The sequence below is a fragment of the Aeromonas sp. Y289-2 genome, from assembly GCF_027705925.1.
In the GTDB taxonomy this organism is placed as follows: domain Bacteria; phylum Pseudomonadota; class Gammaproteobacteria; order Enterobacterales; family Aeromonadaceae; genus Aeromonas; species Aeromonas veronii.
The window spans coordinates 107,501-121,936 of sequence record NZ_JAPDCH010000005.1 but is presented as its reverse complement, the minus strand read 5'-3'; the positions used below and the strand labels follow the sequence as shown (position 1 = coordinate 121,936).

General features: G+C 59.9%; 12 protein-coding genes. 5 read left to right on the top strand and 7 right to left on the bottom strand.

Going from position 1 to position 14,436, the window contains the following annotated elements; translation table 11 throughout:
* Positions 1-59 precede the first annotated feature (59 nt).
* The 5 genes from OKC43_RS09920 to OKC43_RS09900 form a co-directional block, all read right to left on the bottom strand.
* Positions 60-2,171 (bottom strand): alpha-amylase, encoded by a 2,112-nt coding sequence (locus OKC43_RS09920; protein ID WP_236272508.1) that lies wholly within the window; start codon positions 2,169-2,171, stop codon positions 60-62.
* A 229-nt stretch (positions 2,172-2,400) separates the two neighbouring features.
* Positions 2,401-3,567, bottom strand: coding sequence for a hypothetical protein (locus OKC43_RS09915; protein WP_005338464.1), 1,167 nt, complete (start codon positions 3,565-3,567; stop codon positions 2,401-2,403).
* Positions 3,567-3,938, bottom strand: a complete 372-nt coding sequence (locus tag OKC43_RS09910) for a GtrA family protein (RefSeq protein ID WP_005338463.1) — start codon at positions 3,936-3,938, stop codon at positions 3,567-3,569. The genes OKC43_RS09915 and OKC43_RS09910 overlap by 1 nt, the downstream gene beginning before the upstream one ends.
* Complete coding sequence (locus OKC43_RS09905) at positions 3,935-4,954, bottom strand: glycosyltransferase family 2 protein (RefSeq protein WP_058056731.1); 1,020 nt, start codon at positions 4,952-4,954, stop codon at positions 3,935-3,937. Before OKC43_RS09905 ends, OKC43_RS09910 begins: the two co-directional genes overlap by 4 nt.
* 55 nt (positions 4,955-5,009) lie before the next feature.
* Entirely contained in the window at positions 5,010-5,555 is a 546-nt protein-coding gene (locus OKC43_RS09900; protein ID WP_041202288.1) for a hypothetical protein, read from the bottom strand.
* Positions 5,556-5,871: 316 nt separating this feature from the next.
* On the opposite strand from OKC43_RS09900, the gene OKC43_RS09895 reads away from it, so the two are divergent.
* From OKC43_RS09895 to OKC43_RS09880, 4 genes are all read left to right on the top strand, one after another.
* Entirely contained in the window at positions 5,872-6,636 is a 765-nt protein-coding gene (locus OKC43_RS09895) for a substrate-binding periplasmic protein (RefSeq protein WP_270659076.1), read from the top strand.
* A gap of 92 nt (positions 6,637-6,728) precedes the next feature.
* Positions 6,729-8,213 carry a L,D-transpeptidase family protein gene (locus tag OKC43_RS09890; protein WP_040066667.1) on the top strand — a complete coding sequence of 495 codons (1,485 nt, stop codon included), beginning with the start codon at positions 6,729-6,731 and terminating at the stop codon, positions 8,211-8,213.
* A gap of 165 nt (positions 8,214-8,378) precedes the next feature.
* Positions 8,379-8,924 (top strand): DUF882 domain-containing protein, encoded by a 546-nt coding sequence (locus OKC43_RS09885; protein ID WP_005338458.1) that lies wholly within the window; start codon positions 8,379-8,381, stop codon positions 8,922-8,924.
* Positions 8,925-8,971: 47 nt separating this feature from the next.
* Positions 8,972-9,223: a lipoprotein gene (locus OKC43_RS09880; protein WP_005338457.1), complete on the top strand. Its 252-nt coding sequence runs from the start codon at positions 8,972-8,974 to the stop codon at positions 9,221-9,223.
* A gap of 85 nt (positions 9,224-9,308) precedes the next feature.
* On the opposite strand, the gene OKC43_RS09875 is transcribed toward OKC43_RS09880, so the two are convergent.
* A complete protein-coding gene (locus tag OKC43_RS09875; RefSeq protein ID WP_005338456.1) occupies positions 9,309-9,923 on the bottom strand; it encodes a trimeric intracellular cation channel family protein in 615 nt (204 codons plus the stop codon).
* A 146-nt stretch (positions 9,924-10,069) separates the two neighbouring features.
* On the bottom strand, positions 10,070-10,834 hold the full coding sequence (gene cysZ, locus OKC43_RS09870) for a sulfate transporter CysZ (protein ID WP_005338455.1): 765 nt from the start codon (positions 10,832-10,834) through the stop codon (positions 10,070-10,072).
* A 213-nt stretch (positions 10,835-11,047) separates the two neighbouring features.
* Here cysZ and OKC43_RS09865 point away from each other — a divergent pair, with 213 nt between their 5' ends.
* Positions 11,048-14,422 carry an AAA family ATPase gene (locus tag OKC43_RS09865; RefSeq protein ID WP_236272510.1) on the top strand — a complete coding sequence of 1,125 codons (3,375 nt, stop codon included), beginning with the start codon at positions 11,048-11,050 and terminating at the stop codon, positions 14,420-14,422.
* Positions 14,423-14,436 lie beyond the last annotated feature (14 nt).

Genomic DNA, 14,436 nt, shown 5'->3' with positions numbered 1-14,436 from the left:
AAACGAGAGAGAGGAGCCAGTGGCTACCCTCTCTGTTGCTGGTGAATGTGGCTCAAGAGTTACTTCTGCCGACCGGCAAAGACCACCACCACCTTGTCATCCCCCTTCTCCCGCACGAAGGCGTAGGGAGCATCCGAGAGTTTCTGGTGGCTGCCTGCCGCAATGGCCGGATGGGCGGCGCGGAACTGGCCCAGTTGCTGCCAGTGCTTGACCAACTCGGCCTTGTCGCCGCTGGCAAGCTCCTGCCAGTTCATGTCCGAGCGCAGCGCCTGATCGAACACCCCGCCATCCTTGGCCAGCCCGCGGCCGGACTCGTCGCCGTAGTAGAGCTGGATGCCGCCCGGCAGCAGCATAAAGCTGTTGGCGACCCGGCGCTGTAGCGGCACATCCTGATAGTCGCCAAAGAACAACTTGGTGTCATGGGAGCTGATGTAGCTCAACACGTTGAACTCGGGATCCTGATTGATGCGGCTGGCGTAGCTGGCATAGGTGGGCTCGGCGCTGGCCATGCACTGGGCCTGGGGCAGGGCGAACTCGCGCTGATAGTCGAAGTTGATCAGGGAATCGAAACCGTTCTGATACCAGAAATCCTTGGCCACCCCGTGATCCCACACCTCACCCACCATGTAGAAGGGCAGAGCGTCGAGGGCCTTGCCCGGGTTGTTGGTCTTCCACTCCTTGAGTGCAGCGGTGCCCGCCTGCTTGAGCTTGGCCCACACTTCGGGCTCCAGATGCTTGACGGTGTCGGCGCGGAAGCCGTCGATGCCAAAGCGGCGCACCCAGTCGGTGTGCCAGGCGATCAGGTAGTCGCTCACGGTAGCATCGGGCAGTGCCTTGGCGAGTGTATCCTTTTTCGCCGCCAGCAACGGCGGCAGCCCTACCGGTTTGACCGATTCGGTCAGAAAGTCCGGCAGCCCCGCCACCGAGCCGGTGACGTCGTTGGTGCCGGGCTGCGGGTAGCCGGGCAGACCGGCGCGCACCCAGTCACCACTCCACCACTTGTTCCACGCGGGTGATTGATAGTCGATGAACTGGTTGTAGCCATGCCAGTTGAGGCCGCCGCTCGGGCGCCACTGGTTCCAGACGGTCGGCAGTTTGCTGCTGTTCTGAGTTAGCTCGGTGAGCCCCAGATCTTGCAAGTCGGCGAGGGTAGCGTAACCGGCGTGGTTCATCACCACGTCGAGGATGATCCGCATGCCGCGCTTGTGGGCCTCGTCCACCAGGGTTTTCAGGCTCTCTTCATTGCCGTAGTTGGGGTCAATCTTGGTGAAGTCGAGCGCCCAGTAGCCGTGGTAGGCGTAGAAGGGGAAGTTGCCCTGCTCGCCACCGCCGATAAAGCCGTGCACCTGCTCCACCATGGGGGTGATCCAGATGGCGTTCATGCCGAGGCTCTTGATGTAGTCGAGCTTCTCGGTCAGCCCCTTGAAGTCACCGCCGTGCCAGGTGGCTACCTCATCCTGACCATCCTTCTGGCGGCCGAAGCTGTGGTCGTTGGCGGGGTCGCCGTTGTGGAAGCGATCGGTCAGCAGGAAATAGACGCTCGCCTGATCCCAGCTGAACGGTGCTGGCTTGGCCGCCTTGACCGGTTCGAGCAGCAGCAGGCCACCGCTCTCTTTGCTCGGGGTCAGGGTCAGCTTGCCCTGTTTGACCACCGCCTCCTGTTTTGAGTAGGCATCCCTCAGTCGGGTGCCGTCGGGCCAGACCCCTTTGAGCGACACCGTGACCGGGCCGCCATCCCAGCTGATGCAGGGCTCTTCTGGTGGCTGGCGCTTGAACTCGCTCTTCTTGGTCGCCCGCAGCACCTTGAGGCTGGGGGTATCCGGGTTGAAGGTGAACTGATACTCCCCTGCCAGCATCACCCGCAGGGTAAAGCTCTGATCCTTGCTGCATTTGTCCATGGGCTGGGCGGTGCCGAAGGGGAGCGGCTTGCTCTCGCTCGGGCCAAAGCTGGTACCGCAACTGTTGTCTGCGTCGCTGATGCGGATCTGGTGGCTCCCCTTAGCGAGCGTGTGGGTCAGCTCCACCATGCCCTTATCCAGCGCGATCGGGGCCGCTACCGGTTGACCATCCACATAGAGGCGAACCTCGGGGGCGGCCATCGCCTGTTGGATGAACAGAGGGGCGGCCAGCAGGGCAAGCCAGAGAGGGGATAAGTGATGAGCACGACGCATAAGCCATTCCTTGAGCAGGGCAGTTCGGACAAGGGCCCATTCTAGGAGCAGCAAAGCGCGCCTTGGATCGGCAAAATGCCGATTTGTGACTTCAGTTCAAATGGTTACGTTTTCAAGCCGAGGAAAGTGTGACGGAGAGGAGATGGGAGGCTCTGTCGATCAAAATAGCGGCCATAAAAAAATGCCGGTCAGGTGACCGGCATTTGGTGTATCAGGCATCGTCGTCACATCAGACGGTGAAGAACTTGAAGTTGACGAAGGCCACCGCGATGAAGGAGGCCACCATGCCGCTGATACAGAGCACAGCAGGGCGGATGGCGGGCCAGCGATGGGTCAGCAGAATGATGGCCAGCAGGGTCGGGTAGAGCCCGAACATATAGCGTGGCATGGCGTTGAGGCCGGTCATCAGCGGGATGGTGCAGCAGATGAACATCAGGGTCGCTTCAGCCCAGCGTTTCTGGCTGAACAGGTAGCCGTTCAGGCACCAGCCGAAGATCACCATGATGGAGAGGTAAGCCTTGCGTCCGCCCAGCTCGAAACCGCTCAGCCACCAGTCCAGCGGGCTGTCCATGTAGCGACCCCAGGCCACCTGAATGTGCTTGAAGGCAAAGGCATCGCCGGTCAGGTGATAGAGGTAGACCATGTAGGCAAACAGGCCAAACGGGATCATCCAGAGGGTGAAGACCACCTTGAAGGCGCGCTCGGTAAAGCGGAAAAATTCCCGCCAGCCGTAGGCCTGCAGCGCCAGGATCAGCACCGGGAAGACCATCATCACCCCCAGGTTGCGGGTGGCGGAGATACAGACCCCCAGCACGGCCACCATCAGCCACTGCTCCCGATAGGCGAACAGGAACATCCCCAGCATCAGCGCCATAAAGGTCGACTCGGTATAACCGGAGACGAAGTAGGCGGAGAAGGGGGAGAAGGCGAGCAGCCATACGCCAAAGCGGGCGGTATCGTCCCCCAGCTTGAGCTGACGCAACACCAGCAGCATCAGCGGCAGGCTGGCGAAGAAGGAGATATTGGTAACAATGATGAGGCCGATCAGGCTCTCCACATTGAACAGGTTGGAGATGGCACCGGAGACCATCGGATAGAGCGGCATAAAGGCCCAGTTGGCCGCATTGCCCTTGCTCAGCCAGCGCGGGTAGAGGTCGTAGCCGTTCTCGATAATGCGCTGGAACCAGACGCAGTCAAACTGGCAATAGGCCTGCAGCGGGCCAATGTCGGGGGAGCCATAGAGCTGGACCCCGAAGTAGCCCATGCCATACAGCGCCACCCGGCTCAGCATGAAGGCGGCGATGATCATCAGCCAGTCACGGCCGCTGATGCGCAGTGACGGGCGATAGGGGAGTGCAGCCCCGGTTAGCGGGGCAGTATTGGTCATATCATTCATCAGGCAAAAACCCAGACGCGAGAAAGAACGTAAGTGAGGACGGTAACGGTCAGGGTGGCGATGACCACCGGCAGCAGACCGGAGAGCCCCGCAAACAGCAGGCCGCTCAGGATCAGGTTACGCACCGCCAGCGAGAAGAGGGCGACCAGCAGAAACTTGCTGGCGGCTCCCTGCTTCTGGAAGGTGATGTAGCGGTGACCAAAGAAGGAGAACCAGAACGCGATGGCAAAAGCCAGCGTGGTAACCAGGTGCTCCGAGATGGTGGGCCAGGTATGAAACAGTGCGATGGAGGTGCCAAGGTCGACGAGGGTAGCCCCCCCGCCGACAAAACCGAAACGTACCAGTCGCCAGAATTCCTCGCGGGAGATCATTGAGGCGCTTGCTCCTGCTGCTCTTGCGGGTTGCTGTCAGCGCTCTGCGGTTTGGCCGCATCCTGCTTGGCATACTGGCCATAGACCCCTTCAATGAGGTAGACCGGGCGCTGTTTCACTTCCACAAACATGCGGCCGATGTACTCGCCGATGATGCCGAGCGACAGCAGCTGGATACCGCCGAGGAACAGCACTACGGACATCAGGGAGGCGTAACCGGGCACGTCGATGCCGAAGAAGATCACCTGGGTGATGATTTTCAGGATATAGAGGAAGGCAACCAGCGAGACGCTGACACCCACATAGCTCCAGACCCGCAGCGGCCAGCTGGAGAAGCTGAGCAGACCGTCGAGGGCGAAGTTCCACAGCTTCCAGTAGTTGAACTTGGTTTCACCGGCGTGACGGGCAGGGCGCTCGTAGGGGACGCCAACGGCACGGAAACCGGCCCAGGCAAACAGACCTTTCATGAAACGGTTGCGCTCCGGCAGCAGCTTGATCGCCTCGACCACGCGACGGTCGATCAGGCGGAAGTCACCTGCGTTCTCCGGCAGCTTGGTGCTGGTGGAGAGCGCATTGAAGAAGCGGTAGAAGCCACCGGCAGTCAGGCGCTTCATCGGGGTATCGGCACTGCGATCGACGCGGATGCCGTAGACGGTGTCATAGTCACCGGTCTGCCACAGTTTGACGAACTCCAGGATCAGGGCGGGCGGGTCTTGCAGGTCCACGTCCATCGGTACGATGGCATCCCCTTTGGCCTGATGCAGACCGGCGGTCAAGGCGGCTTCTTTACCGAAGTTGCGTGCCAGGTTGACCAAGGTTACGCGCGGATCGCGGGCGATGGCCTGCTCGACCACTTCACGGGTGCGGTCACGGCTGCCATCGTTGACGAATACAATTTCAAGCTGGTCTTTCAGCGGGGCCAGTTCGTTGTCTATCGCGTTGATGAAGGCATCGATGCTCTCTTCCTCGTTGTAAACGGGAACGACCAGAGAGAGTCGAAAATCTGGATGCGACATAAGAACGTCCTTATTTGGGATAGTTGTTTTTATATAATGGTATTCGGGGCAAGGATCACTGGGCTACGGTCAAACGTACCGACTGCACATTGATGGGAGTAGGTGCCGAGAGCGCCAGAAAATTGGGGCGCTTGGGATCTGCCGTGAGCGAGTCACCGGGCAGACTGAGGCGGATTTCGTTGATGCCCGCTTTGGCCAGTTTCACCGTGGTGGTGAAGTCGTGACCCAGCGCCACTTTCAACAGGGCTCCGGCTTCCGGGCTGTTGATGCGGGCTTGTACGGTAAGCTGATCCGGATTGGCCGCCTGCTTGGGCAGCACAAAGTAGAGACCGCCCTGACCGCTGAGCAGGGTACCTTCATCGCTCGGCTTCTTGGCCCAGCCTTCGCTGGAGAGGAAGCGGCTCGGCTTGGTCAGATTGAGTTCGTTACCAGGCTGATAGGTCATGCTGGAGTTGTGTTCCCAGAAGCGTGTCTTGCCTTCCAAATAATAGAGTTTGTAGGCCAGGCTCACGTTGGGGTGAGCAGCCAGATAGAGGGTGTAAAGATAAAAACCGCTTAACGCCAGAATGGCAGTCAAAAAACCGAACTTTTTGTACGTCATATCACTCTCTATGCCTGACAGAATGGGTAGGCCGATGTCGCGCATATGCTAATCCAATTGCAAAAAAAGCATAGTGGATCACAAAAAAATATTTGGTCACATATTAACCCCTTTTTACCCCTGTTCCAAACGTTGCTGTTTCCCGGTTAAACAGGTCTGGCGGGGCGCAGGTTGCCAGTAGTGCTCCGGCGGGGTATTTGGCAAATAGACGTGCTTTGCTGCGTCATTTTCTAGCGGATGCGATAGTCATCTGGCCTCTATCGCCATTTTGTAGGGGGCGATTTATGATGACTCACTTATTCGTCAAGGATGACATATGAAGTGGATCTCTTGCTGTCTGTTGCTTGGATTATGGGCGCCAATGGCATTGGCCAGGGCCCTGTGTCCCGAGCCCATTCAGGTCGGTTACGATAACTGGCCCCCCTACCATTATTACGAAGCCGACTCACCGCAAGAGGTGCGCGGTTATGCCGCCGAGGTGCTGACGGCTGTGCTCACTTCCATGCACTGCAAGGTCAACTATGTGGAGCTGCCCTGGAAGCGGGTACTGCACGAAATGGAATATGGCGAGATAGACATGGCGATGGAGGCGAATATCAATGATGAGCGCGCTCGTTATGCCTGCTTTTCCGACTCCTACAACCCGGGGCGTACCTTGCTGTGGATCCACAAGGGCAGCCACTATCCCGAGCAGGATCTGGCGAGCTGGCTGGCCAGTGGTTACTCCCTCGGCGTCACCAAAGAGTACTTCTATGGTGATGAAGTGATGTCGCTGCTCGCTCGCTATGCCAAACAGGTGAGTGCGGTGAGCGACCAGCAAAATTTTGAGAAGCTGGCCCGCGGCCGGATCGACGGTTTCCTCGGTGACATGCTGGCTACCCCCAGCGCCCTTAACAAGGAGGGGATGAGCGGTCTGTTCACCAGTCACCCCATGGTGGTATCTGAATCGCCGAGCTTCTTTATGTTGGGCAAGCGCAGCTTTTCGCCGCAGTTCTTGCAACAATTCAATCAGGCGTTGGCGCGGTTCAAGGAGACAGATGCGTATGACATTATCTGGCAGCGTTATGCCCCCGGGCGCTAGCAATGTATTGGCCGTTCACGCATCATGAGCGGCCTGAGCATCGGGTCTGCTTGTCAGGCCCGACAGAGTGAACAAACCGTTTTGAGGTACCCATGGGGATGAAGTATTGGCTGGCCCTTGCCAATCTGGTGTGGCTGGGATGTTTGCCCGCTGGCGCGGTACATGCGACCGAAGCACAAGTTGTGGTGGCGGCCAGTGAAACTGGACACGACTGGTATCAGGGCAGTCAGGCCGAACAGGCCCGTGTCGAGCTGGAGCAGCAGTTGCAAGAGGCTGTGCTTGCCCAGCTGCATCCCGATTTTTTCACACTGTGGAAGCGCCTGCAGGCCACCCCTGCAGACAAGCGCGGTGCCATCTATGACGACATTTTTGCCAAGCTGAGCCGTTTCCAGCACGCCTGGCGGGGGATGGATCTGGTCTCTCGCGAGCAGATGAAGACCCTCAAGCTCGATTTGAACCGCCCTGTGGTGACCCAGCCCAGCGATGATGACCTGCTCACCCAGGTGAAATCCCTGCGCCCTCAGGTGGCGGAATACGAGGCGGTGCGGGCCAAAGTGCACAAACTTCTGGCGATGCCGATGGCCAGCAAGTGGCCAACCCTCGATATGCCGACCCTGCGTGCCGGAGAGAGCTCCGCCGAGCTCGGCCAAATCCGCGCCATGCTCAACGAGCTGGGCGACAGCGCCCCGAGCCATGGTGATCAGATTTACGATGGTGATACCGAGCAGGCCATCAAGCAGTTCCAACGTCGTCACGGTCTCACCGCAGACGGCATCATCGGTCGTCAGACCCGCTCCTGGCTCAATACCGGCCCGCAAGTGCGCGCCAGCCTGCTGCTGCGCAACCTGTGGCGTCGCGATCTGGTGGATCAGCTCGCCGGTGGCCGCTACGTGTTGGTCAATATTCCCGACTACCGCCTGAGCGTGGTGGAGTCCGGCAACGAGGTATTCACCAGCCGGGTCATCGTCGGCAAGGAGCAGCGCGCCACTCCCATTCTGGCCAGCGAAATTCGCTCCATCGTGCTCAACCCCTCCTGGCATGTGCCGCGCTCGATCCTGAGCAAGGACATCCTGCCCAAGCTGGGTCGGGATCCCGCCTATCTGAGTCGCGAGCAGTTCGAGGTGATCGACAGCGAGGGCAATCCGGTCCAGTTCACCGAAGAGGGGTGGCATCAGGCGCTGGCCGCCGGTTTCCCCTATCGCCTGCGGCAAAAGCCGGGGGATCACAATGCCCTGGGGCGCTACAAGTTCTACCTGCCCAACAATGACGCCATCTATCTGCACTCCACCCCGCGCAAGGCGCTGTTCGAACAGGGGGCGCGCGCCTTCAGTTCGGGTTGCATCCGGGTGGAGCATGCTGACGATCTGGCCGAGCTGTTGTTGGCGGACTCCCGCTATCAGCCGGACAAGGTGGCCAATATCCTCAAGGAGAGCCAGACCAAATGGTTGCCGCTTACCACGCCGATCCCGGTCTTTACCGTCTACTGGAGCAGCTGGATCGACGAAAATGGTCGCCAGCAACTGCGCAACGACATCTACGGATTTGATCGGGTCAGCTTCCAGAGCCGCCTGCTGTGATCCCTGCCACAGAGTGAAAAGCCCGGCCTGTGCCGGGCTTTTCTATGGGCGATTGTGGTTTGACAGCTCCCCCCGCCGGAGAGTAGTTTCAAGCGCCTGTATCACATTCAATCAGTGATCTTATTCAACTATTTTTCGCTTGAATCTGCGATGGACGAACCCCTTATGCTGGAACAAGAGATAAGTCGACGTCGCCTGTTGCTGGGAGCCGGTTGCCTGCTGGGCAGCTCGCTGATCTCCTTCCCTGCACTGGCCAGCCGCAGTACCACCGGGCGTGAACTCAGTTTCTTCAATCTCAATACCGGCGAGCGGGTGCGTGCCAGCTATTGGGAAAATGGCCACTATCTGAGCGACGGGTTGGCCGAGCTCAACCACATCTTCCGCGATTACCGGCGCAATGAAGTGTTCAACATCGACAAGAAGCTGTTTGATCAGCTGTTCCTGTTGCAGCACAAGCTGGGTCGGCGCAGCGAAATCCAGCTGATCTCCGGCTATCGCGCTCCGGCCACCAATCGCCAAAAGCGCCACAAGAGCCGCGGGGTAGCCAAGCACAGCTACCACACCCTGGGGCAGGCGGTGGATGTGCGGATCCCCGGCGTACAGCTGGCCCATCTGCGCAAGGCGGCGCTCCAGCTCAAGGTGGGTGGGGTTGGTTACTATCCCCGTGACAACTTCGTTCACCTCGATACTGGCCCGGTGCGCAGCTGGTAAAGGGGTTGGCAAGCTGCCAAGCTCTTCCCACCAGAGAGGAGATAGCGATGAAAAAGATAGTGATTGGCGGCCTGATCGCCCTGTTGTTGACCGGTTGTAGCAAGCTCAACCGTGAAAATTACGACCAGTTGAAGATGGGGATGAGTTACGCCGAGGCCAGCACCATTCTGGGCAAGGCGGAGCGTTGTGATGATGCCTTGGGCACCACCAGCTGCCTCTGGGGTGGGGAAGGGAAGAACATCAAGATCCGCTTTATCGCCGACAAGGCGACCTTCTTCAGCTCGGAAGGGATTAACTGAGTCGCAGAACGTCCATGAAAAAAGCGCCACTCGGGCGCTTTTTTGTTGCTCGCAATCCAACCCGCTTCGCCAGAAGCTGGCGTACTCAGTGGGTCGCGTACTGGTAGTTGAAGGTGGGCAGACCCCACTTGAAGCGTACCGCCAGCAGCCGCAGCACAAAGCCGATCCCGATGGAACCGAACGCTGCCCAGTTGGTGGGCAAGCCCTGATCCAGCGCCAGACAGTAGAGGGCTGCGGTGATCAGCGAAATGGCCGCATAGAGCTCGCGACGAAACACCAGCGGAATCCGCTGACAGAGCAGATCCCGCAGCACCCCGCCAAAGACCCCGGTCACCACCGCCATGATGCAGGCAATACCGGCGCCGTGGCCCATATCCAGCGCCCGGGCCGCACCGAAGATGGAGAAGACCACCAGTCCCAGGGCATCAAGGGCCATGAACAGCTTGCCGAGATAGCGCATCAGGGGGGCGGAGACTACACCCGCCATCGCGGCTGCGGCAACCAGCAGCACATATTCTGGATGCTCAATCCAGAGCAGCGGATAGTGGCCGAGCAGCACATCGCGAATGGTGCCACCACCGATGGCCGTCGCCGAGGCGATGATCACCACACCAAACAGATCCATCCGTCGCCGACCCGCGGCCAGCGCGCCGGTCATCCCTTCGGCCACCAGGCCAACCAAGAAGAGTGCATGTAACATGAGATATCCCAGGGAACGAGAAAGGCCAGAATCCTACCAACTCGTGTTATATGGGACAAGCTATCGAATGCATGCATTAATTTAATTCATGCTAAATGCGAAAAAGGCACCGTTTCGGGTGCCTTTTTCTAATCAATGTTCAAGGGTTAGCGCCCCAACTGCTCCTGCCGGTAGTGATCGACCCACATGGCGGTGGCGCCACAGATGGCGACCGGCATGACAAAGAGGTTCACCACCGGAATGGCGGAGAAGAGGGTCACCAAAGCGCCAAAGCTCAGGCATTTTCCGCGGCGCTGCTTCAAGGCATCGCGCATGGTGATGAAGTCGATCTTGTGGTTGTCGAACGGATAATCCACATACTGGATCGCCATCATCCAGGCACTGAACAGGAACCAGAGCACCGGCGCCAGGGTCTGGCCCACCACCGGGATCAGGAACAGTATCAGGCAGCCGATGGCCTTGGGCAGGTAATACTTCAGCTTGGTCCATTCGCGGCCGAAGGTGCGTGGCACATCCTTGACGATATCCAGCATGCCGCTGTCATTGGCGGGCTGGCCGGTGAGGATCTGCTCCACCTTCTCCGCCAGCAGGCCGTTGAAGGGGGCGGCTACCCAGTTGGCGACCGAGCTGAAGATAAAGGAGAAGACCACCAGTATGGTGATGAGCGCGATGGGCCACAGCAGATAGTCCAGCCAGTCGAGCCAGGCGGGGATCTGCTGATGGAGCCATGCGAACAGGCCGTCCAGTTGCAGCAACAGGGCATAGAAGGCCCCGGCAAACAGCACGAAGTTGACCAGCAGGGGGATCAGCACAAAGGTGCGGATACCCGGTTGGCGAATGAGGGAAAAACCGCGCAGAAAGTAGTCTGCACCGCTGATTGAATCTTTGACCATATGGGGTGATTGGCTCATGTGAGCTCCATCTATGCATGGGAGAACTGCCAGCATATTACAAACAAGCCTTTGATTTGGTAAAGTCGCCGACTATTCCTTATTTCGTGCCGTGGCGACCAAAAATCGGGCATGAATGGGGATGATGCCTGCATATTACAAACAAAGCCGGGTCTGGATTTGGTAAAGTCACCTGCCCGCATCCTCTTTATTTAGCCACTGATACAGGTCGCCATGCGTCTGAAACTGATCAAACTCGCCGGCTTCAAGTCGTTCGTCGAGCCGACCCGCATCGAACTGTCGGCAGACATGACCGCCGTGGTGGGCCCCAATGGCTGTGGCAAATCCAACGTCATCGACGCGGTGCGCTGGGTGCTGGGGGAGAGTTCCGCCCGCCATCTGCGCGGCGAGAACATGACCGATGTCATCTTCAACGGCTCTATCAACCGCAGTGCGCACGGGCGCGCCTCGGTGGAGCTGGTGTTCGACAATCCCCACAACCGGGTGCCCGGCGAGTTCGGCCGCTTTACCGAGATCTCGGTGCGCCGCGAAGTGCTGCGCGACGGCTCCAACCACTATCAGATCAACGGCCAGAAGTGCCGCCGCAAGGATGTGACCGACCTCTTCCTCGGCACCGGTCTTGGCCCTCGAAGCTACGCCATCATCGAGCAGGGCACCGTCAGCCGACTGGTGGAGTCACGTCCGGCCGATCTCAAGCTCTTTATGGAAGAGGCCGCCGGGGTTTCCCGCTACAAGGAGCGGCGCCGCGAGACCGAGCAGCGCATTCGCCACACTCAGGAGAACCTGGAGCGCCTCGGCGATATTCGCGGCGAGCTGGGTTCGCGCCTTAACCACCTCAAAGCCCAGGCCGAAACGGCCGAGCGCTACAAACAGCTCAAGAGTCGTTCGCGCGCAGCTCGCGCCGAGCTGATTGGCTCCGAGTTGTGGGCGCTGGAGACGCGCTTTGGCGAGGCTAAAGCCGAACTTGCGCAGGCCGAGCAGGCGCTGGCGGCGCTCGATGCCAAGCGCACCGCCGATGAGGGGCGCCACGTCACCCTGTCGGTCGCCAGACAAGAGGCGCAAGCCGAGCAGGCGAGCCGTCAGCAACAGATTTTTCTCGGCGGGCAGGCCATCGCCCGTCTCGAGCAACAGCAACTGCACCAGAGTGAACTGGGGCGCGACTGGCAGGCCCGTGCAGAGGCGCTCGGTGAGAGGATCGCTACCCGCAAGGCGCAGCTTGCCAGCCAGCAGGATCAACTGACCGAAGGGGTATTGCGCGCCGAGCAGGAGAGCGCCCGGCTGGAGCAGTGTGAGCAGTTGCTCACCGAGCAGCAGGAGGCCCGCCAGCACGCCAGCGAGCAGCTGGAGCAGGCCCGCCTGCGCCAGCAGCAGTGGCAACAACAGTTGGCCGGGTTGCAGGGGCAGCTCAACCAGACCCGTACCCGGTTGGGTGGTTTGCAGGAGCTGCAGGCCAAGACCCGGCTGGCGCGCCTCAAGCTGGAAGATGAACGCGCTGGCCCCCTCGGTACAGAGGCCGAGGATCTGCAACCTGCCCTCGATGCCATGAGTGGTGAGCTGGAGCTGACGAGGGCGGCCAATGGCGAGCTGACCGAGCAGCTGGCGCAGGCGGTCGACGCCCATGAACAACTCAAGCAGCAGCATGGCCAGCAGTTGAGCCTGCAGCGGGAGTTGGAGGCGCGGCTGGCGACCCTGGATCAGATCCTCGGCGAACAGATGGAGGGGGCGACCCTGGCCGACCGGTTGCAGGTTGCCCCCGAATGGGCACAGGCGCTCGACAAGGTGCTGGGTCGCTGGCTCACCGCAACGCCGGCGGACGAGTGCAATCTGGCGCAAGAGGGGCTCTGGATTGGCCCGGCGCAACCGGCGGTTGCCGGTACGCTGGCGGCGCAACTGGGCGGCGAGCACATTCCCGCCTTCCTCAATGCCATCTGGCTGGTGGAGAGCCGGGAAGCCGCATTGGCCCGCCAGCCAAGCCTTGCGGCCGGTGAGTCGGTACTGACTCCTGCTGGCGACTGGCTGGGGCCAAACTGGGCAGATTTGGGACAGGGCGCGGCGCTTGGCACCATGGCGCTGCTGGGTGAGCGTGAGCGGTTGCATACCGAGCAGGAGAAGGTCGCCGCGAGGCTGGTACAGTTGAGCGAGCAACTTGTGGCTGCCGATGCCCGGCGTGCCCAGCTTGCCAGTGCGCAGGAGTTGTCGCAGCGAACCTTGCGCGAGCAAGAGCAGAAATGGCAACAACTGCGCGAAGCCTGGAGCCTGCAACAGGGTCAGCGGCAGGAGCGGTTGCAGCGGCTCGGTCAGCTCGGCGAAGAGCTGATCCGGCTCGATCAGGAGCAGGCCGAAGAGGCAGAGCGACTGGCCAGCGCCCGTGAACAACTGGAACTCGATGAGGCACGCCTTGCCGAGTTGCAGGAGCAGGGGGAGCCGCTGACACAAGGGTTGCAGCTCGCTCAGGAGCTGCTGACCCGCAGCGAGCGGGCGGTCGACGAGGCCCGTGTGCGCCGCGAGCAGCAACAAGCGACCTGCCAGCGTTTGCAACTGGAGTTGGGCAATCTGCGCCAACTCATTACCCTGGGCGAAGAGGAGTTGGCGAGGCTCGGCCTGGAGCTGGCCGGGCTGAAAGGGCCGGATAGCGAAGCAATGCCGGATCTGGCGCCCCTGCTGGCTGAGCAGCGCAATCTGGAGGCGCAGCAGCTCGCCTGCCATCAACGGCTTGCGGAACTGGAGCGCCAGCTCGGTGAGCTGGAGCAGGCCAGAAGTGCCGATCACAAGCAGTTGGTGACTCTGCAAGAGAAGCTGGCAACCCTGCGTCTTGAGCGCGAACGCAACCTCACCCGTCGACAGGGGTTGCACGAGCAGTTCGAAGAGCTGGGTGTTCGACTGGTAGATCTCGATCAGGCGGTGCTGATCGCCGCTGATCGCGGCAAGCTGCGGCAGGAGATCCAGACCCTGGAGGCGCAAGTGGAGGCACTCGGCGCCATCAACCTGGCGGCGCTGGAGGAGTACGAAGAGGCGAAAACCCGGGCAACCTACCTCGAAAATCAGTGCCAGGATCTCGAGCAAGCGCTGGAAACCTTGAGCCAAGCCATTAAAAGAATTGATAAAGAGACACAAATACGGTTCCGGGACACTTTCGATAAGGTCAACGAAGATTTAAAATCCCTGTTTCCAAAAGTGTTCGGTGGGGGCAGTGCCTGGCTTGAGCTTACCTCCGATGATCTTTTGGAGGCCGGAGTGAGCATCATGGCGAGACCTCCGGGTAAGAAGAATGCTACCATTGCCCTGCTTTCCGGGGGGGAGAAGGCGTTAACCGCGCTTGCGCTGGTTTTTGCCATCTTCAGACTCAACCCAGCACCTTTTTGTCTGCTGGATGAGGTGGATGCACCGCTCGATGAAGTGAACGTCGGTCGCTTCTGTTCTCTTGTCAAAGAGATGTCGAGCACAGTACAGTTCGTTTACATCAGTCATAATAAGGTCTCCATGGAGATGGCTGAGCAGCTGGTTGGCGTCACGATGCAAGAGCCCGGGGTTTCTCGCATTGTGTCGGTCGATATCGGTGAAGCCGTCGCTTTGGCTGAGCAAAACTAGAAAGAGAAGCAGCT

Coding starts and splice junctions, on each gene's coding strand:
- OKC43_RS09915 (WP_005338464.1), bottom strand. CDS start 3,567: ATGAATGATATGACCAATACTGCCCCGCTAACCGGGGCTGCACTCCCC.
- OKC43_RS09865 (WP_236272510.1), top strand. CDS start 11,048: ATGCGTCTGAAACTGATCAAACTCGCCGGCTTCAAGTCGTTCGTCGAG.
- OKC43_RS09905 (WP_058056731.1), bottom strand. CDS start 4,954: ATGTCGCATCCAGATTTTCGACTCTCTCTGGTCGTTCCCGTTTACAAC.
- OKC43_RS09900 (WP_041202288.1), bottom strand. CDS start 5,555: ATGACGTACAAAAAGTTCGGTTTTTTGACTGCCATTCTGGCGTTAAGC.
- OKC43_RS09895 (WP_270659076.1), top strand. CDS start 5,872: ATGAAGTGGATCTCTTGCTGTCTGTTGCTTGGATTATGGGCGCCAATG.
- cysZ (WP_005338455.1), bottom strand. CDS start 10,834: ATGAGCCAATCACCCCATATGGTCAAAGATTCAATCAGCGGTGCAGAC.
- OKC43_RS09875 (WP_005338456.1), bottom strand. CDS start 9,923: ATGTTACATGCACTCTTCTTGGTTGGCCTGGTGGCCGAAGGGATGACC.
- OKC43_RS09920 (WP_236272508.1), bottom strand. CDS start 2,171: ATGCGTCGTGCTCATCACTTATCCCCTCTCTGGCTTGCCCTGCTGGCC.
- OKC43_RS09910 (WP_005338463.1), bottom strand. CDS start 3,938: ATGATCTCCCGCGAGGAATTCTGGCGACTGGTACGTTTCGGTTTTGTC.
- OKC43_RS09880 (WP_005338457.1), top strand. CDS start 8,972: ATGAAAAAGATAGTGATTGGCGGCCTGATCGCCCTGTTGTTGACCGGT.
- OKC43_RS09890 (WP_040066667.1), top strand. CDS start 6,729: ATGGGGATGAAGTATTGGCTGGCCCTTGCCAATCTGGTGTGGCTGGGA.
- OKC43_RS09885 (WP_005338458.1), top strand. CDS start 8,379: ATGCTGGAACAAGAGATAAGTCGACGTCGCCTGTTGCTGGGAGCCGGT.